Annotated in this window: 20 protein-coding genes; 8 read left to right on the top strand and 12 right to left on the bottom strand. The window is 64.7% G+C overall.

Annotation, left to right across the window (positions count from 1 at the left end; genetic code table 11):
* Nucleotides 1–44: 44 nt before the first annotated feature.
* Nucleotides 45–170, top strand: a complete 126-nt coding sequence (locus tag IM784_RS17375) for a hypothetical protein (RefSeq protein WP_268920797.1) — start codon at nucleotides 45–47, stop codon at nucleotides 168–170.
* Between the two features lie 5 nt (nucleotides 171–175).
* Here the strand turns inward: IM784_RS17375 and IM784_RS03095 are convergent, their stop codons facing one another.
* Nucleotides 176–2944: a TonB-dependent receptor plug domain-containing protein gene (locus IM784_RS03095; protein WP_199553791.1), complete on the bottom strand. Its 2769-nt coding sequence runs from the start codon at nucleotides 2942–2944 to the stop codon at nucleotides 176–178.
* Nucleotides 2945–3128: 184 nt separating this feature from the next.
* Between IM784_RS03095 and IM784_RS03100 the strand changes: the two genes are divergently transcribed.
* Nucleotides 3129–3512 (top strand): YidH family protein, encoded by a 384-nt coding sequence (locus IM784_RS03100; protein WP_199553792.1) that lies wholly within the window; start codon nucleotides 3129–3131, stop codon nucleotides 3510–3512.
* A gap of 6 nt (nucleotides 3513–3518) precedes the next feature.
* Here the strand turns inward: IM784_RS03100 and IM784_RS03105 are convergent, their stop codons facing one another.
* The 6 genes from IM784_RS03105 to IM784_RS17535 form a co-directional block, all read right to left on the bottom strand.
* A complete protein-coding gene (locus IM784_RS03105; protein WP_199553793.1) occupies nucleotides 3519–3863 on the bottom strand; it encodes a hypothetical protein in 345 nt (114 codons plus the stop codon).
* On the bottom strand, nucleotides 3860–4237 hold the full coding sequence (locus IM784_RS03110) for a hypothetical protein (protein WP_199553794.1): 378 nt from the start codon (nucleotides 4235–4237) through the stop codon (nucleotides 3860–3862). The genes IM784_RS03105 and IM784_RS03110 overlap by 4 nt, the downstream gene beginning before the upstream one ends.
* Before the next feature lie 95 nt (nucleotides 4238–4332).
* Nucleotides 4333–5073, bottom strand: coding sequence for a hypothetical protein (locus tag IM784_RS03115; protein ID WP_199553795.1), 741 nt, complete (start codon nucleotides 5071–5073; stop codon nucleotides 4333–4335).
* 32 nt (nucleotides 5074–5105) lie between these two features.
* Complete coding sequence (locus tag IM784_RS03120; RefSeq protein ID WP_199553796.1) at nucleotides 5106–5570, bottom strand: DUF202 domain-containing protein; 465 nt, start codon at nucleotides 5568–5570, stop codon at nucleotides 5106–5108.
* 57 nt (nucleotides 5571–5627) lie between these two features.
* On the bottom strand, nucleotides 5628–6602 hold the full coding sequence (locus IM784_RS03125; protein WP_199553797.1) for a helix-turn-helix domain-containing protein: 975 nt from the start codon (nucleotides 6600–6602) through the stop codon (nucleotides 5628–5630).
* Between the two features lie 68 nt (nucleotides 6603–6670).
* Nucleotides 6671–7906 carry a lipopolysaccharide biosynthesis protein gene (locus IM784_RS17535; protein WP_199553798.1) on the bottom strand — a complete coding sequence of 412 codons (1236 nt, stop codon included), beginning with the start codon at nucleotides 7904–7906 and terminating at the stop codon, nucleotides 6671–6673.
* A 120-nt stretch (nucleotides 7907–8026) separates the two neighbouring features.
* Between IM784_RS17535 and IM784_RS03135 the strand changes: the two genes are divergently transcribed.
* The 3 genes from IM784_RS03135 (at nucleotide 8027) to IM784_RS03145 (ending at nucleotide 12121) form a co-directional block, all read left to right on the top strand.
* Nucleotides 8027–9616 carry a CoA transferase gene (locus tag IM784_RS03135; RefSeq protein ID WP_199553799.1) on the top strand — a complete coding sequence of 530 codons (1590 nt, stop codon included), beginning with the start codon at nucleotides 8027–8029 and terminating at the stop codon, nucleotides 9614–9616.
* Nucleotides 9616–10929 carry a carbohydrate porin gene (locus tag IM784_RS03140; RefSeq protein ID WP_199553800.1) on the top strand — a complete coding sequence of 438 codons (1314 nt, stop codon included), beginning with the start codon at nucleotides 9616–9618 and terminating at the stop codon, nucleotides 10927–10929. The genes IM784_RS03135 and IM784_RS03140 overlap by 1 nt, the downstream gene beginning before the upstream one ends.
* A 118-nt stretch (nucleotides 10930–11047) precedes the next feature.
* A complete protein-coding gene (locus IM784_RS03145) occupies nucleotides 11048–12121 on the top strand; it encodes a DNA topoisomerase IB (protein WP_199553801.1) in 1074 nt (357 codons plus the stop codon).
* Here IM784_RS03145 and ligD read toward each other — a convergent pair.
* The 3 genes from ligD to IM784_RS03160 all read right to left on the bottom strand — a co-directional run bounded on the left by ligD (nucleotide 12118) and on the right by IM784_RS03160 (nucleotide 16852).
* Nucleotides 12118–14667 (bottom strand): DNA ligase D, encoded by a 2550-nt coding sequence (gene ligD / locus IM784_RS03150; RefSeq protein WP_199553802.1) that lies wholly within the window; start codon nucleotides 14665–14667, stop codon nucleotides 12118–12120. The genes IM784_RS03145 and ligD overlap by 4 nt on opposite strands.
* A 3-nt stretch (nucleotides 14668–14670) precedes the next feature.
* Nucleotides 14671–15513: a non-homologous end joining protein Ku gene (ku, locus tag IM784_RS03155; RefSeq protein ID WP_199553803.1), complete on the bottom strand. Its 843-nt coding sequence runs from the start codon at nucleotides 15511–15513 to the stop codon at nucleotides 14671–14673.
* A gap of 118 nt (nucleotides 15514–15631) precedes the next feature.
* On the bottom strand, nucleotides 15632–16852 hold the full coding sequence (locus tag IM784_RS03160) for an NAD(P)/FAD-dependent oxidoreductase (RefSeq protein WP_199553804.1): 1221 nt from the start codon (nucleotides 16850–16852) through the stop codon (nucleotides 15632–15634).
* Nucleotides 16853–17337: 485 nt separating this feature from the next.
* Here IM784_RS03160 and IM784_RS03165 point away from each other — a divergent pair, with 485 nt between their 5' ends.
* Together IM784_RS03165 and IM784_RS03170 are read left to right on the top strand one after the other, a co-directional pair.
* Nucleotides 17338–17694 (top strand): ParD-like family protein, encoded by a 357-nt coding sequence (locus tag IM784_RS03165; protein ID WP_199553805.1) that lies wholly within the window; start codon nucleotides 17338–17340, stop codon nucleotides 17692–17694.
* Nucleotides 17695–17702: 8 nt separating this feature from the next.
* Nucleotides 17703–18278 carry a zeta toxin family protein gene (locus IM784_RS03170; protein WP_235976496.1) on the top strand — a complete coding sequence of 192 codons (576 nt, stop codon included), beginning with the start codon at nucleotides 17703–17705 and terminating at the stop codon, nucleotides 18276–18278.
* Between the two features lie 13 nt (nucleotides 18279–18291).
* On the opposite strand, the gene IM784_RS03175 is transcribed toward IM784_RS03170, so the two are convergent.
* Both IM784_RS03175 and IM784_RS03180 read right to left on the bottom strand, forming a co-directional pair.
* Nucleotides 18292–19043, bottom strand: a protein-coding gene (locus IM784_RS03175) for an IS5 family transposase (protein WP_199553807.1) whose coding sequence is annotated in 2 segments (ribosomal slippage) — nucleotides 18292–18713 and nucleotides 18713–19043 — 753 coding nt in all. Because the reading frame shifts where the segments join, the coding sequence is not laid out codon by codon here.
* 54 nt (nucleotides 19044–19097) lie between these two features.
* On the bottom strand, nucleotides 19098–20000 hold the full coding sequence (locus IM784_RS03180) for a LysR family transcriptional regulator (RefSeq protein WP_199553808.1): 903 nt from the start codon (nucleotides 19998–20000) through the stop codon (nucleotides 19098–19100).
* A 136-nt stretch (nucleotides 20001–20136) separates the two neighbouring features.
* Between IM784_RS03180 and IM784_RS03185 the strand changes: the two genes are divergently transcribed.
* Nucleotides 20137–20910 (top strand): SDR family oxidoreductase, encoded by a 774-nt coding sequence (locus tag IM784_RS03185; protein WP_199553809.1) that lies wholly within the window; start codon nucleotides 20137–20139, stop codon nucleotides 20908–20910.
* Nucleotides 20911–21205: the final 295 nt, after the last annotated feature.

Here is a 21205-nt window from a genome sequence, read left to right on the forward strand (position 1 = left end):
GAAGCTATTTTGCGCCGGGTGCCGGATTGCGCCACCCATGGGCGATGGCAAGCGAACCGATCCGCATCGAGCGCACCCGCAGTGGCAGCCAGGGGCTGGATCGTGTGGTTACCGCGATTGCGCTGCTGGCGACCGTGCTGCTGATCCTGTTTTCGCCGCTGGGTGGCTGACGCTTCTAGAAGAAGACTTTCCGGAAGCTGATTTCCACGCGGCGGCCGATCGGGTCGATCAGATCCGGCTGATAGTTGATGGGGGTCAGGCCGGCGCGGTCGCGGACGTCGATCCTGTCGTCGAACAGATTGTCGATGCCGAGGCTGATGCGGGCGCCGCGCAGGAACGGATGCTTGATGGCTAGGCCGGGCCGCTGGCCGAGATCGGCGAAGAAGCGCAGGCCGACGGTCGTGAGGGGCGAGAAGCTGAGATCGTCGGCGCTGGGCGGGCCTGAGGGATCGACCAGCACCCTGGTGCCGCTTTGCCAGTTGAGCGACAGGCGGGCGCCGAGGCCGTTCTTGTTCACGCCGGCGCGCACCTCGACGATGTGGCGGGGGCTGCCACCGGAGCTGCCGGTAGCGGAGCCGTTCAGCAGATCGAGTTCGGGCACGCCTTCGCGGATGAGGATCGTATCCTCGAGGCGGAAGATGTGGAAGACGGAGAGCTGGAAGCGGCCTTCGCCGGGGTTCATGCGGCCGGGGCCGCCGAAGCCGCCGCCGGGCCGTTGACCGGGACCGCCGCCAGCTGCCTGCAGGCCGGGGATGTTGGGAACGGACTTGCCGGCGGCTTCTGCCGCCTTGCGCCTTTCCATGAACTCGGCGCGGCGCTTTTCCATCGCCAGCTTTTCCGACTTTGTGGGTTCCAGCTTCTCGGAGAAGTTGAAGCCCCAGCGCAGTTCGCGGCGGTTGGATTGCTGGAAGTTGATCGGGCGGTTGTCGATCTGCAGCAGGCGGCCGTCGGCGTCGCGCAGGAAGCGCTGCGGGAAGGCGACCTCTATCTCTGCCGTGGCGGTGGGGAAGCCGGAGACCGGATCGCTGATCCTGGTGGTGACATAGTCGGCCTGGATGCTGAAATCGGTGTCGGTGATCGGCGAGATGCGGCCGCCGATCTTCAGCACCCGGCGCTTGTCGGCGGACAGCTGCGCGTTGCCGCCGTCGATGCGGGTGATCTCGACCGTTTCGCCCTGCACATAGTCGAAGACGCGGACATTGGGGGTGGACTGCAGCGGATCGCCCAGCTGCGAGATGCTGGGGGCGCCTTCCTCGGAGGTGAAGGAGGCGAGGATCTGCATCTTCGAGGTTGGGCGCCAGGTTGCGCCGCCGCCCCAGGTGACGAGATCGCCGAAGTCGGAGAAATGCTCGCCCTCCACGTTGAGGTTCAGGCTGAGGTCGCCTATGGCGGCGAGCACGTCGTTGCGGGTGCTGGTGAGGGGGATGTCCAGGCTGACGGAGCCCCTGCCCTCTTCGCGCTGCAAGTCGCGCGGGATGCTGATGAGATTCCGGGTGGTTTCGCCCTGCAGGTCGCGGCGGACGGCACCGGCCTTGAAGGTGGTGGAGACGCGGCCGGCCGGGATTTCGAACAGCGCCCCGTTCATCACCGCGTTGAGTTCGGTGATGTCGTTGTTGCTGGTGACGACATCGCGGCTGAGCGGGCCGTTGATGGCATTTTCGGCGAACGGGTTGAAGGCGGGATCCAGCGCGTTGATGCGGGCCTGCACGTCGGAGACGTCCATCGAGCGGTCTGTGGTGGTGCGGCTGTCGGAATGGTCGTGGCTGGCGGTGAAGCTCCAGCGCCAGCTGCCGGAGAACTGGCCGTTCAGGGCTGCGGCCAGACGGCCTGTCCATCCCTTGGCATCGCGGATCAGGGCGCCGGGCGCGCTGGCGCTGCGTAGCAGGGTGACGTCGGTGCCGAAGGGCGAAAAGGGGTTTGCGGCGGGCAGCAGCAATTGGGTGTCGGGCAGGCCGAGCCAGGATTCGCTGCTGGTGGACCCGAAGCGGGCGCTGAAGGTGGCCTGCACCGAATCCGACAGCGGCCGGGTGAGGCTGGCGCCGATCGAGACTTCGCTGGTCTGCGGCAGGAGCGTCCGGTAGCGGGCTTCGTCGGACGGGTTGGGGTTGTTGGCGCCGGCCACGAAATCGCCGAGTTGCGGGGCGCTGGTGGCGGCGGACGCCGGCACGCCGGCTACGGTGACGGGCTGGCCGACGAGGGCGCTGAGCGCCGGGTCGATTTCGCCGCCGTCCGTCGGCGAGACGATGTTGCCGGCGATGGAGAAAGGCTGGCTGGTGGGCGTGGGGATGATGTCGCGCTGGCTTTCGAGCAGACGGCTCGCCTGCTCCACCTTGACGTCGATCAGCATCCGGCTGTCGCCGTTCACGTGGAACTGATTGCCTTCGATCTCGAGATCGTGGCGGCCACCGGCGGTCGGCGCGCCGAGTTCGATGTCGGTGGTGATGGCGCGGAAACGCTGGCGCAGGACGAAGTTCACCACCCGCTGGTCGGCCCGATAGCCGTAGGCGATGGCGGCCTCTTCGGGGAGGATGTCGACGCGCTCGATGGCTTCGGGCGGGATGCTGCGGATTTCCTGGAAGCCGGAGATGCGCTTGCCATTGACCAGCACGACCGGCATTTCGCCGCCGCGGCCCCGGCTGCTGCCGGTTTGCGGGGAGAGCTGGTTGAGGAGGTCTTCGATGCTGCTGGCGCCATAGGCGCGGATGTCGGCCGCATTCAGCTGCAGCTCGGGCTGGACGTCGCTGATCACCGCGCCGCGCTGGATGCCGGCGGTGACGACGATGTCCTCGCCCGGATCCATGTCCTCCGGGGCCGGCGTGGCCGGGGTTGCGCCCGTCTGCGGGGCTTGCTGATCGTCCACTGCGGGAGATTGCTGGGCGAAGGCGGCGGTTGCATTGGCTGCAAGGAGCATGGCCGCAATGGCGACGGAACTGGTATACATCATCACCCCTGGCTTACGCTGGTGCAGCACGAAATCCCCCGCGCCTTTCACGGGGCGCTGCTGACAGGGACAGGATGAACCTGCGCTGTCTTTTCCCCGAGAGTCCGAGCGGGGCAACAGCCCAAGGTTGGGCGCTTGCTGCACGCGCGATGCGTTAGCGCGTGGGCATCTTTGGCGGGAGGGATGGATGAGCGAAACGCATCACAGGGCAGCGCGGCCGACCGATCTTGGCGCCTTGCGGACGGTGATGGCCGCCGACCGGACGCTGATGGCGTGGATCCGCACGGCGCTGTCGATGTTCAGCTTTGGCTTCACCATCTATAAGGTGCTGGACACCATGGCGGAATCCGGTGCCATTGCCGACAGCGCAGCGCCCCGCCAGATCGGGATGTTCCTGGCGGTACTGGGCACGGTTTCGATGCTGTTCGGAACGATCGGCTATTGGGCGACGCTGCGGGAGATGCAGATGAGCGAGCAGTTCCGGATCGGACGGCCGGTGCTGATCATGGCGCTGATCATGATCGTTACCGGGCTTGGCCTGATCGTGGGGATAGCCGGGCGCTTCGTTTAGCGGTTGCTAGAAGCTGGCATCTACGGCGATGCGGAGCGTTCCGGGACGTTGCGGCGTGATGAAGCGCCTCGTCGCCGTTTCGAAGGGGGTCCCGAGCGCGAAGCGGTTGCCCTGGCTGTCAAACAGGTTGGTGAGGGTGAAGGTGACGCCTCGCCGCTCGTTTCCGAGGCGGGCGGCGACGCCTGTATCGAGATAGTCGCCCTGGCTGTCGCCCAGCAGCGGGCCGATGCCGAGGCGGGAGGGGCCGAGGCGGGAGGGGCCGAGGCGGGAGGGGCCGAGATATTTGAGCCAGCCCGAGAGGCGCAGCTCCTGGCTGTGGAGAAGGTGGCTGTAATCGAAGCTGGTGTTCACGGCGTAATCGGCGACATTGGGGATGCGGCCGGGGCTGGATGCCGGGCCGAGCTGGCCGAGTTCGCCGATCGCCGGGAGGCTGGAGGCAACGCCTGTGATCGGCAGCGCGAAGCCCGCTGCAGCCGCGAGGCGGGCGAGGGGGTCAGGGCGACGACGCGGCTGTCGTTATACGTGGCGCCTATGTCCACGCGCAGGCCGGTGACGGGGCGGAGCGCGATGCTGCCGGTGCTGGTGATCCTGACATCGTCCGCCGCGCCCTGATTGGCGGTAGCGGTGCGGACGGGCGTGGTGACCTTTGTGGTGAGGCTGGTTTCGGCGCTGGCGGCCGACGCAAGGGTGACGATGCAGGTCGAGGCAAGCAGGAAGGCGCGCATGAAGTCTCCGTCGGGTGAAGTCGGCGGGATTTCACTGCCATCGGGACTTCAGACGGAGACGTTCTGCGGAAACCTTGGCTGGCTGGCGTATTTTTTCAGAACTGGAAGCGCACACCCGCTGTCGGCCCGAAGGTGAGCACGTCGTAGGAGAAGCGCTGCAGGCCTTCGCCGGATTCATATTTGGTGTAGACCGCGCGGTAGCCGAGCTTGATCCGGGTCTTGTCGGAGAGGCGGAAGCCGATCGACGGCCAGACCTGGACGCTGATATCGGAGCTGATGCCGAAGCCGCCGACATCGACCAGGGTGGTGAGATCGGTGGTGCGCGAGAATGGCAAAGTTACCCGCAGGCCGACGATTGGATCGACCCATGTTTTCGATCCACTGGCGGAGCGCGGATTGCCTAGCGGGCCGGTGGCGGAGAGGTTGACGCCCAGATCGTTGACGCGGACGCCGGCATAGAGCTCTGCATGTTTTTCGATGCGCATCAGCGCGCCGAACGTGTAGGCGCCCTGATGGCCGCCGATGCTGTCGAGGAAGCGCCGGTCTGACGTGCTTTCGAGGTTCATGTAGGTGCCGTCGAAGTTGAGGCCGAAGCGGCCGTTGTTGACTTCGAGCTGGCCCATGACGCCCCAGTTGAGGTTGCTGAAGATGTCGGACGGGTTGGCGGAGACGCGTGCGGTGAGCGGGCCGACGCCGGAACTGCCGTCCATGTTGGGGGCCATGAAATAAGGTTCGAAGACGATGTGCCAGCTGCCGGAGCCCGGCTCTTGCTGTGCCAGCACGGGGGCCGCGAGGGTTGCGGCAACGAGGATGGGCAGCATCCTGATTACGTGCATGGTTGGTCTCCTCTTTGGGCTGGGTTCACGTCCTAGATCCTGACGAGAATGAGGCCGATCGCCATCACGCCGATAAGGAGCAGCAGGATCGCCGCGGCGACGATCATCGAGCGGTTCATCGGTTCGAAGCCTTCGCCCAGCGGCGTCCGTGCGAGGTGGGCGTGCTGGCGGCGGAGCCTGGCCATGTAGCGCATGTCGCCGATGATCCCGGCGATGAGCAGCAAGACGCCCAGCACCACCAGCATCAGCCCGAAGCGCCCGGGCGCCTCGTCGGGGACGGCGTGGCCGATGACGTCGGACGAGGCCATGGTGTTGAAGAAGGAGAAGATGGTAAAGCCGAAGCTGATCATCGACAACGAAGTGCGCATGACCGCCATCATCGTCCGGTCGGCGGCAAAGCGGTTGCGCTGCATGGCGAGCTCGGTGCGCTGGGCTGCCAGGATCTCGCCCGTGCCGGGTGCGGGCGTTGCGGCGACAGGCGATGGGTTGGGCGTCATTCGGGTCTCCTGCTGCAGCCCCCATCCGGGCGGCTATGGATATTGTGCCATTCGACTTCAGCCGGTGCGGCGGGCCAGCGTGGTGCTGGGAAGCTCGCCGAACTGCTCGTTGTAGCGGGCGGCCAGCCAGCCGAGCTCTGCTATTCCCCACCGATGCGAGACTGTTGTGACCGTTCGCCGGGCTTCCTTCGGCGAGGCGAGTTCCTGCCGGATGCGGTTGAGGCGAAGCTTCAGGACATAGCCCTGCGGGGTTTCGCCGAGCACCTCGAGAAAGGCGCGGTGCAGGGTACGGCGGGAGGTGACGGCGGATGCCACCAGATCGTCGATCGCGATGGGCTGGCCGAGATGCGCCTCTATGTAGGCGCGTGCCCGTGCCACAATCCGGCAATAGGCGGCTTGCGAGAGCTGCGGCTCGGCCTGTCCCGCCGCGAGATGGCCGAGCGTGGCGGCGAGGATCATGTGGCTCAGCTGTACGCCGGGCGGGAGCGAGATGGGCTGGCCGTTGTGCAGGTGGCCGACGTGACAGGCGATGCGGGCGAGCGGCGCTGCGCCGACGCGGCCGGGTGCCACGCCGCTGCTGTTCACGCGCTCTGCGGGGATGACGAGACCTTCGCGGTCTGCTTCGCGTTCGAGTTCCGCGCGCGGGATATCGATGACCACGAAGCTGACGCTATCGCGGTTGATGACGTCGACGTCGGTGCCGGGTTGATAGACACCGACCATCCCTGCCCCCACCGGCTGCATCCAATGCAGCCCTGTGGTCGGGAAATGCAGCGCCAGCGACAGGGCAAGGTTGGTGCGCGACACCGGGCCCTTCATTTCATAGCTGCCGCGCATCGCCGAGCAGGTGACGGCAAAGCGCGGCCCGCGGTGGGCAATTGCCGTGCCCTCGATCCTGCCCGGCGTCAGCTGGCGCGAGGTCCAGGCGAGATCCGGGCGCAGGCGCTTCATCGTGGCATAATGCTGATCGAGCGACGTGAAGAGCTGGCGGTTCCAGCCATTGCTGCTGCTGCGGGAAACGTGTGAAGGCATTTTCCACCCCGATCAGCAGGTCTTTGCCAGCTGGACGGGAAGGTATATCCTGCGGGGCTTGTGAAACGTCAAGCAGTGGAGCTGTGCTTCTGCCGATGGGTCTGCCGGGCTCTGGATCGGCCGGCCTTGATTGCCATTGCGCCATACATTCCCAGCGTTGAAATCAGCTGTGCAGCAGCGGCCCCAGTCGCCCCCCAGCCGGGCACCAACGCAAGCAGCAGCAGCAACTGCAGAAGGGCGCCGGCCGCCATCACCCGATAGAGGAGACGGCTTTCGCCCAGATACTTCAGTCTGGTGGGGGCGAGCGCCAGCAGCATGGCGACGGCCGTGGATATTGCCAGCAGCCGTAGCGGCAGGATGCCGACCTCCACGAATTCCGGCCGGAACAGCCGCAGCCATTGCGCGGAGAAGGCGAAGATGGCGATGAGGAACAGGGCCAATGCCGGCAGCATCCAGCGCCGACGGTCGCGGTGCATCCGCGCCAGACCCGCTGCGTCTCCGGCCTCCAGCAGCAAGCCCATCTGCTTGCCGTAGATGCGGTTGGTGGCCGTCACCAGAACCACGGCGAGCCCCACCGTCCCGACGGCTGCTGCATAGGCGCCGACTTCCGCGCTGTCGCTGCCCAGCAACTCCAGCGCCAGCACGCCTGCCTGCGCCAGCAGCGCCGCTACCAGCCGGTGTACCAGGAAGGGACGCGCCGCGAGGCGCCAGCCGGCTGCGTCCGCCTGCGGCGTCGCGGCCCTCCAGACGGCGCCCTTCAGGCTTAGCCACATGGCGGCCATCGCCACCAGCCAGCCGAGGCCCCAGCAGGCAACCGCCATCGCCGCGCTGAGCCCGAGCGGCAGCAGCAGCAGGGCCAGCGCAAGCGCGATCGACGGGACCAGCAGCCGGAACAGCAGCAGCGCCCGTGTCGGCTGCCCCATCGCGGTCAGGATCTCGACACCCAGATGTGCGAGCGCGCCGGCGGGCAGCGACAGGCAGGTGACCAGCACGGCGTTGCGCAACGGTTGTTCGGCCGCGGCCATCACGGCACCGACGGCGAGCCCGCTGGCGACGGCAACGATCAATGTCCGCCGCGCCGCGAAGCGAACATAGCCATGCGCTGTGCCAGGTTCGCCGCGAGCCAGCAGGCCGGGCAGCAGGCGCAACGCGTATTTCTCGCTCCCCAGCGGCGCGATGCTGGCCATCAGGATGAAGAGTGCGGAGGCAACGGCATAGGCCTCGAAGCCGTCGACCCCCAGTTCGCGCGCCAGCAGAACCGATAGCAGCCAGCCCAAAAGCTGGCCCGCAACGGCAATCGCCACCAGCCTCCCCGGCCGCGCGTTCAAGAAACTACGACCAACCGTTTGCTCCACTGCATTGCGCCCAGATCAGCTGAAACCTATTGGGGCGCAATATCGAATAGCCGATCAGGGGGCAGGCGCATGGATTTTTCGCGGCGGGACTTTATCGAAACCGCTGGCATGGCTGCCGCGGGGGCCGCTGTTTCCAGCGCCATCCCCGCCACGGCCGCGCCTGACAGCTTCAACCTGATGCAGACCTTCGCCGGTTTCATGCGCGACATCGGCGGCGCCGTCGGTGATGCCGGTGGCAAGGTCAGCTTCACCGGCGCAGACCCGATCATCCGCAGCCACTTCCGCGTCGGTTCGGCGATGGCGATTCCGGCGATGGGCGCGGGGCTGGGTGCCGCCGCCATCTGGCGCGAGCGGACCGGGCAGACACAGGATCTGACGGTCGACCTGCGCGAGAGCGTCTATAATGTGAACCCGCTGATCGGGGCCATCAAGCTGATGGCGCAGCGCGACGGGCTGATCCCGGCAGCCGACGAGATCCCGCGCGATTTCATCATCCCCACGGTGAACGGGCTGATGCTTCAGGCGCCGCTCGGCCTTGGCAATCCGGTGTCTTTCGTCCCCTTCGAAACGAAGGACGGCCGCTTCTTCAACCTGACCGGAATCTATCCCCACCTGATGGACCGCGCGCTTCTTACGCTGAAGTCGTTGCCGGGGCAGGACAATATCCGCGCCGCCTTCAAGAAGGTGAACGCTTTCGAGTTCGAGGACGAGCTGGCGGCCGCCGGCGGCGTCGGGGTCGTTCACCGCACCCGCGCCGAGTGGATGGCCCACCCGGAGGGCAAGGTGCTTGCCGCCACGCCGCTGATCGAGATCGTGAAGATCGCCGACGGCGCCCCGGTGCCGTGGAGCGCCGACCCGACGCAGCCGCTCTCGGGCCTGAAGGTGCTGTCCAACACCCATGTCATCGCCGGCACCTGCTCGTCGCGGACGCTGGCCGAATATGGCGCCGAGGTTCTGCACATCGCCCGGGACCAGGCTTTCGAGCATGAAGCGCTGGTGATCGACGTCAATGTGGGCATGCGCTCCACCTTCGTCGACCTGCGCAACCCGGAGCAGAACAAGCGGCTGAAGGGCCTTGTGCCGCAGGCCGACGTGTTCGTTGAAAACTATCGCCTCGGCACGCTGGACCGCCTCGGCTTCGGCGCCGAGGAGCTGGCGAACGGCCACAGACCGGATGGACGGGGGATCATCTACCTCTCCTGCAACGCCAACAGCATGACCGGCCCCTGGACCAATCGCGGCGGCTTCGACATGGAGGGGCTATCCACCTCGGGCTTCACCATCGAGGAGGGCGCAGGGGGCCCGCCCCGCTTCCCGCCGACCCTGGTGATGAACGACTATATCGCCGGCTATCTCGGCGCTGCCGGCGTCATTGCCGCGCTTCGTCGCCGGGCGCGCGAAGGCGGCAGCTACCATGTCCGCGTCAGCCTGACGCGGGCGGCCATGTGGTATGCGAGCCTCGGCAAGTTCCCCAACGTCAACTTCGATCTGTCCGGGCCATCGAACCGCATGATCTCGCCCGAAATCCTTGTAGCCCAGTCGCCCTATGGCGAAATCCGCCGGGTCGGGCCGCAGGTGAAACTCTCCCGGACGCCGGGCAAGTGGCGTTCGCCGCTGGTTGCCGTGCGCGGCGGCGACAAGGTCGAGTGGGCTTCCTGATGCGGTCTGTCTTGCTTGCCGCCTTGCTTGCCAGCCCTGCCCTCGCCCAGGAACCGGCGCCCCCGCCCACGGTAGAGGACGCCTATCCGTCGCTTCTGGACGGCACGCTCTCGGTGGAGGGCGATCTGGCCGACGACGAGACTCCGCAGACGACGATCACCAATGCCCAGCCCGCGCTGCCGGCCTGGTTCGCCTTCAAGCAGCGCTTCCGGGAGCGCACCGGAATCAATTTCGGCGGCTCCTATGGCGTGCTGGTGCAGAATTATTCCAACACGCTGACGGGCGAGGACACCGCGTTTGGCGGCAAGTTCACCTTCAACGCCGATGTCGCCCTGCTGAACCGCGGCAAGCCCAACCAGCTGTCGTTCGACATCGCCATCGAGGATCGTCGCCCCATCGGCACCGATTTCGCGCCGTTGCAGGCCGGCATTCTGGCCGGCTCGGGCCTGCCGACCGCCGCCACCTGGGGCGATTTCTCGCTGGGCATCACCCAGGCCTATATCCGCCAGACCGTTGCCGGCGGGAAGTTCCAGTATACGATCGGCAAGATCTTTGCGCCGAACTTCGTCAATGCCTATCCCTTCTTCGACGACAACCGCCAGTTCCTCAGCCTCGCCTTCTCCACCAGCCCCACCATCGCCTCGCCGTTGCGCGGCGCCGGCTTCGTGGTGGCCGGCTATCCCGGCGGTGCGGCCGGCAGCCTCTATGTGAAGGCCGGCATGTTTACCGCCAACAGCGATGACACCGGCTGGACGGTCGACGACTTCTTCAACCGCAACGAACATTTCTATTTCGTGGAGGTCGGCAGCAGCTCGTTTGCCGCCCGGCCGATTCCGATTCATGCCCGCGGCCCGATGGACCGCAACAACATGCACGTGACGCTGTGGTATCGCGATCCGCTGAAGCCGCGCGGCCCCGGCGACATCACCCGCCCGCAGGACGAAGCCTATGGCATCGCCTTCAACATCAACCGCATGGCGAACGACAATCTGATGTGGTTCCTGCGCGGTGGTCTGGGCACCGGTGGCTTTGCCGAAATCAACCTGACGGGCGGCTTCGGCTATCGCCCCTCCAGCCGCACTGCAGACCTGTTCGGGCTGGGCGTCGGCTGGTCGAAACCGGACGACGCACAGATCCCCGTGCCGCTGCCGTTCAACCTGCCCGATCAGGTCACGAGCGAGGTGTTCTACCGGCTTGCGATCACGCCGAATTTCGCGGTGACCCCGGTTTATCAGTTCATCATCAGCCCCAGCCTGAACCCGGGTGTGGACACGCTGTCGGTGCTCAGCTTCCGCGCGCGACTGGCATTCTGACCGCTCGCCGATGTCGGCGGGATAGCTGCCCCGGCGCGTGGGCGCGTAGCGGGCGGCGGACAGATTGGGTCAGGAGCCGCGACCGGAACCTCTGTGCAGCTGGTCGGTTCTCCGATGCATGGCTACCGATCCGCTTGTTGCCGCCCAGCATGCCGCGCGCAGCGCCGGTCTGCTCTATGTCTCCGACGAGCAGCCCGGGATCACGCGCAAGCGGGCCGGGAGGAGTTTCAGCTATCGCGGTGCAGACGGGCAGCTGATCCGCCAGCGCGAACAGCTGGCGCGCATTCGCCGGCTGGCGATCCCGCCCGCCTATGCCGATGTCTGGATCTGCGCGGACGATCGCGGGCATCTGCAGGCAACGGGCCGCGATGCGAAAGGCCGCAAGCAGTATCGCTATCATGAGCGGTTCCGCGAAGTCCGCGACGCGACGAAATACGATCATATGTTCGAGTTTGCATCGGTGCTGCCACGCGTACGGGCAGCTGTGGACCGGCATCTGGGCCTGAAGGGCCTGCCGCGCGAGAAGGTTCTGGCGACGGTGGTGCGGCTGCTGGAAACGACGATGATCCGCGTCGGCAACGCCGACTATGCGAAACAGAACAAGAGCTATGGCCTGACCACGCTGCGCGACAGGCATGTGCAGGTGGAGGGTTCCGAGCTGCGCTTCCGGTTCAAGGGCAAGAGCGGCAAGGAATGGCGGCTGACCACCAGCGATCGGCGGATCGCGAAGATCGTCAAGGCGAGCCAGGATCTGCCGGGCCAGCATCTCTTCCAGTATCTCGACGAGGATGGCGCCCGCTGTGAGGTGACCTCGGGCGACATCAATCTCTACCTCAAGGAAATTTCCGGAGCCGACATCACGGCGAAGGATTTCCGCACCTGGACTGGCACCGTCCTCGCGGCGATGGCGCTGAGCGAATATGAAATGGTGGACAGCGAAGCCGCCGCCAAACGCAATGTCCGCTCCGCCATCGAGGCCGTCGCGAGGCGGCTGGGGAATACGCCTACCGTCTGCCGCAAATGCTATGTGCACCCGGAAATCGTCGACAGCTACCTGTCGGCGGAGCTTGTGCTGGAAGCCCGGCAGCAGGTGGAGGACGCGTTGCGTGGCGATCTCTCGGGCCTGCGTGCCGAGGAAGCTTTGGTGCTTTCCTTCCTGCACCGCCGGCTGGAGCAGCGGCAGAAGCGCTAGAAATCGGGCAGCGCCTGTTCGGCAAAGCCCCAACCGGAGAGCTGTTTGGAGCCCGCTCGTTCCAGTAGCGCGTCGGCATCGGTGATGCGGAACGGGTGCGCATCGTTGAAACCCTTCAGCTCGTTCCAGGCGATCGGGATCGCCACTGGCATGCCGGGCCGGGCGCGGGCGGAATAGGGCGTAACCGCCGTCGAGCCGCGCTGGTTGCGCAGCCAGTCGATGAAGATGCGCCCCTTGCGTTTCGCCTTGCGCATCGTCGCTACGAAACGGTCGGGCTCTGCCGCGGTCAGCGCCTCGGCAAAGCGCCTGCTGAAATCCTTGTGCACATCCCAGCTGTGCCCCGGCGTCAGCGGCACCACCACATGCACACCCTTGCCGCCGGACAGCATGGCGAAACTGATGAGGCCGAGATCGGCCAGCCGCTCGCGGATTTCCACGGCAGCCTTCTTCACCTCCTCGAAGCCGAGGCCTTCGTCCGGGTCGAGATCGAAGATCATGCGATCGGGCTTCTCCACGTCGGCGGCGCGCGAACCCCAGGCATGGAACTCGATGGCGTTCATCTGCACGCAGGCAAGGATGCCTGCGACGCTCTCGACATAAAGATACTCCTCGGCGCCGCCGTCCTTCTCGACGATGGGCACATGGCGGACATGTTCGCCGAAACTGCCGCTGTCGTGCTTCTGGAAGAAGCATTGCTTCGCCCGGCCCTGCGGGCAGCGGACCAGACTGATGGGGCGGCCGCCGAGATAGGGGAGCGCCAGGGCGGCAACGGCGGCATAATAGTCTGCCAGCGCGCCTTTGGTGAGGCCGCTCGACGGGTCGATCACCCGTTCGCGGCTGCTGATCCTGATGGTTTCGACGGGCGGCGGGGGTGCCGCCGTTTCCGGCCTGACTGCGTTTGCCGGCCTGACTGCGTTTGCCGGCCTGACTGCCTCTGCCGGCTTGTTTGGGCGCAATCCAACGAAGCTGGCGTGGCGCACCCTTCCCTCTGCCGTGAATTCGGCAAAGGCGATTTCGGCAACCAGTATGGGCTTCAGCCAGGTGGCGCCGCGGGCTTCCAGCCGGGGCACCTCTGCAGGCGGCGATTTCGCCTCCAGCGGCGCCATGCTCTGGCGGAGCTGCTCTTGCATGGTCGCGTCGAAGCCCGTTCCGACCTTGCCCTTGTAGACCAGCTTTCCGCCCTGCTGCTGCCCCAGCAGCAGCGAAGCGAACGGCCGCCCCCGGGCGTTGCTTTTGGTCCAGCCCAGAATCACGAACGCCCGCCGGGCGACGCACTTTACCTTGAGCCAGTTGCGGGTGCGGCGGCCGGCATAGGGCGCGTCGCTCCGTTTGGAGATGATGCCTTCCTGCCCGGCCGCGCACATCGCGGAAAACAGCTTCTCCCCCGCGCCGATCACATGATCTGCGACATGGATCGGCGGCGGGGCGCCGGCCAGCAGCGCCTCCAGCCGTTCCTTGCGCTCGATGTTCGGGCGAGGTTTCAGATCCTCGCCCGAGAGGCTGAGAAGATCGAAGGCATGAAAGGACAGCGCATCGGCTGCGCCCTGCGATCCGTGTCCGCGCTTCAGCACCGCCTGCAGGGCGGAGAAATCCGGATTGCCGGAAGCATCGGTGGCGATGATCTCGCCGTCGATCAGGCAGGGGGGCAGGTCCAGCGCTGCAAAGGCCTGGACAAGCGGCTCGAATTTCTCCGTCCAGTCCAGCCCGTTTCGGGTATGGACACGCACGTCGCCACCCTTTGCGGCCACCAGCGCCCGATAGCCGTCGAACTTGATCTCGTGCATCCAGCCATTGCCGGAGGGAACATCATCGACCAGCGTGGCCAGCTGCACCGGATGGAACGCGGGCAGCTTTGCGGATGACTTTCGGCGCGGCGCCGCATCGGCGTTGTGGCGGGCGGCGGCCGCCATCGCCGCGTTGAAATCGGCGCCCTTCTTGCCCTTCAGCGATTGCAAGCCGGCCTTGTCGGCAGCGATCTGGGCCATCGTCCGCCCGGTCAGCACGCTGGTCAGCCCATGCTCGACCAGCTCGTCGCCGGGGCTGACATGGCTATCCTCCACCTTGCGCAGCAGCCAGTTCTCGCGCTTTTCGCCCGCACGGGGCTTCATCCGCACCAGCAGCCACTCGCCGTTCATGCGCTGCCCGTGCAGCCGGAAATGCAAATGCCCCCTGGCGATGTCCTCGGCGCTCTTGCCCGGCACTGGCTCCCAGCTGCCCCTGTCCCACAGCATCACCGTGCCGCCGCCATATTCGCCCTTGGGGATACTGCCCTCGAACTCTGCGTAGGACATCGGATGGTCCTCCGTTCGGACCGCCAGGCGCTTGATCTCGGGATCGGCGCTGGGGCCCCTGGTCACCGCCCAGCTTTTCAGCACGCCGTCCACTTCCAGCCGGAAATCCCAGTGCAGACGAGTGGCGTCATGCTTCTGCACGATGAAGACATTCCCCGCCGGCTTTTTCGAGCGCGTGCCGACAGGTTCGGCCGTGCGCCGGAAATCGCGCCGGGCATTATATTCGGCCAGCGAGTCCGGAGCGGCGCGAGCCATCGGTCAGGCGCTCTTGCGGGCGGGCTTTTTTGCCGGCGGCGCCTTGCGCGCGGGGTTTTCGTCGCCCAGGGATTTCTTCAGCGCCGCCATCAGATCGATCACATTGCCGCCGCGTCCGCTCGCCGGCTCTTCCACATCCTCCAAGATGCGCTTCCCCTTCGCCTTGCTCTTCTTCTCGATAAGACGATGCAGCGCGTCGACATACCGGTCGTGGAAGCTGGCCGGCTGGAACGGCGCCGTCTTCTTTTCGATCAGCGACGTCGCCAGCTCCAGCAGGTCTGCATCTGGCTTGGCGTCGCCGATGTCGCGGAAAAAGCCCTGCGCCTTCTGCACCTCGTCGGCATAGCGCAGCACTTCCAGCACCAGCCCGCGCCCGCAGGGTTTCAGCGAAACCAGCTGTTCGCGTCCGCGCACCGACAGCTGCCCCAGCCCGACCTTGCGCGTTGCCTTCAGCGCCTCGCGCAGCACGCCATAGGCCTCTTCGGCCAGATCGTCGGCGGGCACGACATAATAGGGCTTTTCGAAATAAAGGACGTCGATTTCCTCGGCGCCGACGAACTGCACGAGCTCCAGAGTCTTGCGGCTTTCGATCTTCACCGCCTCGATCTCGGCGTCGTCCAGCAGCACATAATTGCCCCTGGAGATTTCGAAGCCCTTCACGATCTCGTCGCGGTCCACCGGGCCGACGCCAGACGCCACCTTCTCATAGTGGATGGGCTTGCCGCTGGGCTCGTGAATTTGCCGAAAGCTGATGGCTGCCCCCGAACGGGTGGCCGGATAGATTTCAACCGGGATCGAGACGAGGGCCAGACGGATCTGCCCCTGCCAATATGCGCGCGCCGCCATCCACAAACCTCCAGCTGACAGGAACGGATTTTAAAGGCGATTGTTCCGCCTTGCCCATCTATATAGCAAGGCCGGGCGACGGCTGGTGCGCTGGATTGGGCGGATGCGCAGTCGCCCTCTAGCCGAAGCGGTAGGGGCTGAAGCAGTCAGCATCGCCATCCCGATCCCCAGCGAATTCGGCCGTCAGCAGTTCTGCTCCCAGCGCCGCGAAGGTGACCCCGTTGCCGCCGAAGCCATAGGCCAGCCAGACCCTGTCATGATTGGCGGCCTGGCCGATTGCCGGCAAGCCATCGGGCGAGCCGCCAAACGCCGCCGCCCATGCACAATCGACAGCGATGTCCTCTACCGCGATCATTGCGGCCAGCTTTGCCGCGATCGTACCGGATTTGGCGCTGATCAAGGCGTCACGTTTGCTGGCGTCGGAGAAGTCCTCATCCTCGCCGCCGGCGATCACGCGACCATCAGCGGTTGCCCGCGTGTAGAGATAGGGTGAGGAAGCCTCCCAGATCATGGCATTCTCCCGCCACATCGGGGCCGTTCCGGGGCGCGTGGCGATCGCGAAACTGGAACTGAGCCTGAAGGCAGGCGGCAGAAACCACGGCGAGCGTTCATAGCCCGTCGCCAGGATGATCCGCTTCGCCTTCACGGTCCGACCATCGTTCAGGGTGACGATTACACCATCGGTGACTTCCGAAAGCGCCACGGCATCGATTGGAAAGCAGGCCTTTGCCCCCCGATCCCGTGCCCTTGCCAGCAGGGCAAGCGTCAGCTTCACCGGATCGACCTCGTAGCTGCCGGCAGAAAGGAGTGCGGGGCGCGCATGAATATCAAAGCGCTCCGCCACCGCATCCGCCGCGATGAACTCCGATGGAAGCCCATTTGTGCGCCGCATATCGCCTTCTGCCCGAAGCGCTTTTTCATCGAGCAGCGTGCCCGCGAGATAGAGCTCCGGCCTGTCGATCCGCGCGCAATCGATCCCCTCGCTGTCGATATAGCGGGCGAGATTGCCGGCGGCGGCATGCACTCGTTTCCAGCGACGCACGGCCTCTTTTTCGCCTATCTTCTCCGAAAGCAGCGACAGGGGCGTGTCGGCCCCCCACATGACAAGCGCGGTGGAGGCAGCAGTTGCGCCCTGCGCGGGCGGACGGCGATCCAGCAGCAGAAGCTGCAGTCCCTGCGCGGACAGGCGATCTGCAAGCATCGCACCCATGATGCCGGCGCCGATGATGAGGACGTCGATCTGGCTGGCGGGCAACGTATCGGAAGCGAACGCATGCGACGCGTTGGGAACCCAGCAGGGGTTGCCGCCCCGAAGGTCGCGGCTCTCGCTCAATTCCATTTCGGCTGTCTGTCAGATGAAACGCCCGGCTGCCACTGAATCGCCTCGGGTTCAGCGGGTGTGGGATATGTGGTTCGCATGTTCGGTGGAGTGGATTTTCCGGCCATCGGTTGAAAGCTCCTTGCCTGACCGCTCCGTTCCGGACAGCCAGATCGTCAACAAGGATCGGACCGCTTTGTTGCGCCGTGTGTTTGCTTTGGTTTGAGTTTGGTTTGCAGGCCGCCTGATAAGCCAGGTCACTAACGGGAGAAGCTGGGGCGCTTCGACCTCAACACCATTCGAGAGCTTCTCGGCCACAGCGACTATAAGATGACGCTGCGGTATGCGCACCTGGCTCCCAATCACAAACGCAAGGCGGTTGACATGCTTTGTGCAGCGTAATCCATTCTGCGGCAGTAGGACACGAGGCGAATTTGGTTCGGATTGTGGACTATGTCCTTGAAGTGGAGGTGGCAAAATGCTACCTCTCACGGCAGAGGTGATATATGGCCCAATCCATCAAGCTTGCCGATGACATCATGACGATCGTGCGGCGTGAATCCGAATTGCAAAGCCGGTCCGTCGCAGGACAGGTTGCCCATTGGGTGCGGATCGGCCGCGCGATCGAGAAGTCCGGCAATTTCGACCATGCCCGGATCACGGCCGCCCTTGCGGGGGAAATCGGCACGACCGAACTCACCGGCGAGGAAAAGGACGTCTGGCTCGACAGCTTCGTCGAAAAGATGGGCCAACCCGGGCCTGAAGAAGAAGCCTGGTTTGCCCGGCGACGGAAGCTTGGCCTTGGCCTTGGTCTCGATAGTGGCGGCAACCTAGTACGCGAGAAGACCGCACGGCAGGGATGACGCCGACAATGATTGTGCTTGCCGGGCCAAATGGTGCCGGCAAATCCACGCTCTATGCCGCCCGCGTCGCTCCCAGCTTCGCAGGGCCGTTCATCAACGCCGATATCATCCAGCGCGACGAACTGCGCGATGCCTCGCCAGAGGCGTCCTATGAAGCAGCCCGTATCGCCTCCTCGCGGCGCGCCGAGTGTCTCGCGCAGGGGCGGGATTTCGTCACCGAGACGGTGTTTTCGCATCCTTCCAAGCTGGACCTGATCGATGAGGCCCGGACCAATGGGTTTACCGTCATTGTAATGCACGTCGGGATCGACAGCGCCGAACTCTCCGTAGCTCGTGTTGGGGCGAGAGTAGAAGAAGGCGGGCATATCGTGCCGGAAGACAAAATCCGTGCGCGTTACGAACGAGGCGCGCCGTTCATTCGCGAAGCTGTTCTCCGAGCCGGCCGCGGTCTGGTGTTCGATAACTCCAGACTCAATCAGCCGCCACGCCATTGCCTGACCTTCGCGAACGGGCGATTGATCTTCGCCCTGCCCCACCTTCCCTCATGGATTAGATCAATCTATGCGGCAGACCTTATCGTCTAAGGTCTGTGGGGGTTCATCGTGAGTTGATGACGGCGGCGGCGAGATAGATGATTGCCTGGAAGCTCTGATCGGTTTTGTCGGCGCGCATGGCGATGCGCTTGAACTCTTTGAGTTTGCAGAAGAAGTTTTCGATCAGGTGGCGCCATTTGTACATCTCCGGATCGATGGCGATCGGCTGAGCGCGACGCGGATGCTGAGAGATGACCACCCTGGCGCCGCGCTGGTTGAGGTCAGCGATGATGGTGTTGCTGTCAAAAGCCTTGTCGCCGAGCAAGGCGCCGAACTCGATCCCTTCGATTAGCGGTGCGACGCCGACAGTATCGAAGCGCTGCCCTGGCAAGAGAAGGAAGCGCACAAGGTTGCCGAGTGCGTCCGTCAGCGCCAGGATCTTGGTCGTCATGCCGCCTTTGGAGCGGCCTATGGCCTGGCTCTTAGTCCCCCTTTTGCGCCCTGCCCGTGGCGGTGAACCTTGATGATCGTCGCATCGACCATGGCGTATTCCATGTCGGGTTCCTCTGACAGAGCGTCGAAAATTCTCTTGAAAACATCGGCTTGGCGCCAGTCTCTGAACCGCCGGAATGCGGTGCTCCAGTTGCCGAACATCGCGGGAAGGTCGCGCCACGGGCTGCCGGTTCGGACAATCCACAGCACCGCCTCCAAGAACAGCCGATTGTCACGTCCGCTGCGCCCAGGGTCCGTCGGCTTGCCCAGACAATGCGGCTCCATCTTCGCCCATTGGGCGTCCGTCAGCACAAAACGTTCCATCCAAAGCGTGAAGCACATCCACGCTCAAAAGAGAACCCTAAATCCCCACAGACCTTAAACCAGCATGTGCTGCAAGAGCAGCGTTTCAAGCCAGTCCGTGAAGACCTGTAGTCGGGGCGAGAGATGTTGTCTGTGCGGGTATAGCAGTGTCATTGGCATTGGCTCCGCAAGATAGCCGGGCATGACCTCGATCAGTTCGCCGCCTGCGAGATGGGGCCGCACATCATACGCAGGAATCTGGATCAGCCCCATACCCGCAAGGCAGCAGGCGATATAGGCCTCTGCGCTGTTCACCGTCACGCGGCCGCGCAGGGGCATAGTATGCAGGATGCCATGTTCAACCCACTCCCAGTCCTGAACCCGGCCGTTGGAAGGGGAAGCGTAATTGACGGCCCAGTGGTTTTCGAGCTCGCCCGGCAGGCTGGGTGTTCCATAACGTTCCAGATAGGCGGGACTGGCGACATTGATGAGGTGCAGCTTGCCGATCGGCCGCGCAATCAGACCGGAATCGGTGAGAGGCCCTACACGCACGACACAATCAACGCTGTCCTCCACCAGATTGACCGCGCGGTCGGTGACACCAAGATCAATGTCGATCTGCGGATAGAGATCGAGAAATGCAGGCAATGCCGGGGCGATGATCAGCCGCCCGATCCGTCCCGGAACATCGACACGCAACCTGCCCGATGGTTGCGCAGCCGTATGCCGGAATAGGTTTTCCGCGCTCTCGACCTCTGCGATCACGCTCTGACAACGCTCATAGAAGGCGGCACCATCCTGCGTCGGCGCGACCTTGCGCGTGGTGCGATGTAGCAGTCGCGCGCCTACGCGCCGTTCCAGTTCCTGCACCGCCGCCGACACGGAAGAACGCGGCATGCCAAGCGTGTCTGCCGCGCGCGTGAAGTTCGAACATTCGACAACCCGGGTGAAAATGCGGAACAGGTCGATGCGGTCCAACTGGGAGTCCTAAATTGTGCACCATTTCTGACAGGTGATGTCAGAATGGTCGTCTTTATCGTTCAATAGCAGGCGTTATGATCTTTGACGACAGCGACCGGCGCAGCGGTCGCCTTCCGGCAAAGGAACCCGCTTAATGACCGATCACAGCATTCAGGGCAAAACTGTCATCATCGCCGGCGGAGGCAAGAATCTTGGCGGATTGATTGCGCGCGATCTCGCCGCCCATGGCGCGAAGGCTATCGCCATCCACTATAACAGCCCCGCTTCGAAGGCAGAAGCCGAGGAGACGGTGGCAGCGGTCCGGGCCGCCGGTGCCGAAGCCGTTGCCCTGCAAGGCGATCTGACCAGTGCGGGTGCGGTCGAGAAGCTGTTCGCCGATGCGGTCGCTGCCACCGGACGGCCGGATATCGCCATCAACACCGTGGGCAAGGTGCTGAAGAAGCCGATCCTCGAAATCTCCGAAGCTGAATATGACGAGATGAGCGCGGTCAACGCCAAGAGTGCCTTCTTCTTCATCAAGGAAGCGGGCCGACATCTGAATGATAATGGCAAACTGGTGACGATCGTCACCTCGCTGCTCGGCGCCTACACGCCTTTCTATGCGAGCTATGCCGGGACCAAGGCGCCGGTCGAGCATTTCACGCGGGCTGCCTCGAAGGAGTTCGGCGAACGGGGGATTTCGGTGACGGCGATCGGGCCGGGTCCGATGGACACGCCGTTCTTCTATCCGGCCGAGGGCGAAGATGCTGTCGCCTATCACAAGACCGCCGCTGCCCTGTCCGCTTTCTCGAAGACCGGGCTGACCGACATCGAGGATATCGTACCCTATATCCGCTTCATGGTATCGGACGGCTGGTGGATGACCGGACAGACCATTCTCGTGAACGGCGGCTACACCACGAAATGACGGCAGGAGGGTGGCCCGCGAGCATAGCGGGCTGCCCTTCGACCATCTGGGAGGGGCGCTTCGCAGCAGCCGCAGCTTTTCGAAGACAGGGATCATCCACCATGCCCGCATCTGACCTGAAAGTCGAAACGTGCATTGGCATGCGCCGCAAGCCCCGCCGTAGCGCGCTGACCGCCGACCTCGTCCTGGAGGCGCTCGACGAATAATGACTATGACTTGGTAGGGACGAGCTTGCTGATGCTTGCTCATTGGGGCTGCCAGAGGGGGCTGGATTACGTAAAATGCCGCTGAATGA

The sequence above is a fragment of the Sandaracinobacteroides hominis genome (genome assembly GCF_016464365.1).
In the GTDB taxonomy this organism is placed as follows: Bacteria; Pseudomonadota; Alphaproteobacteria; order Sphingomonadales; family Sphingomonadaceae; genus Sandaracinobacteroides; species Sandaracinobacteroides hominis.